This window comes from Bacillus sp. JJ864, from assembly GCF_036963045.1.
GTDB lineage: Bacteria > Bacillota > Bacilli > Bacillales > Bacillaceae_G > Bacillus_A > Bacillus_A pseudomycoides_C.
The window spans coordinates 2747-3195 of the sequence record NZ_JBALLY010000209.1 but is presented as its reverse complement, the minus strand read 5'-3'; the positions used below and the strand labels follow the sequence as shown (position 1 = coordinate 3195).

The following is a 449-nucleotide window of genomic DNA, read 5'->3' as shown; positions in this document are numbered from 1 at the left end:
CCTCTATTAAGCTCACATAACGGCTTTCTATTATTCTAATACAAATTTACTACTCGTTAATCCTCTGGCTCTTACGAGCTAAACTGACACGTTTATAATCACAAAAAGAAGTTGCTGTTTATATAATTAACAGCAACTTCTTTTGGATTGATCCATTAAATAAAATACACTTTTTATTCAATCATTTTAGATTCATAATTCATAATATCGTCCCATGTTAGCCATTCTGGTTTATCACCTTCGGCAAAACTTTTCCACAACTCTTTCATTAATTCAATTTGCTCTTTCTCATCCTTTGCCCAAAGTGCATTTTTACCTTTATTTCCATATCCTAAATAATAATTACAGTCCATTTGCAAACGACTTAATAGTTGATATCTAAACTTTTCATCTGATTGTAAAATATCTTCATACCTTTTCATTTTCCATTACCTCCATTAAGTAAAAGA

General features: G+C 30.1%; 1 protein-coding gene. It reads right to left on the bottom strand.

Annotated elements, in window-relative coordinates:
- Positions 1–173 precede the first annotated feature (173 nt).
- Positions 174–422 carry an LPD11 domain-containing protein gene (locus tag V7024_RS23085; protein WP_098634812.1) on the bottom strand — a complete coding sequence of 83 codons (249 nt, stop codon included), beginning with the start codon at positions 420–422 and terminating at the stop codon, positions 174–176.
- Positions 423–449: the final 27 nt, after the last annotated feature.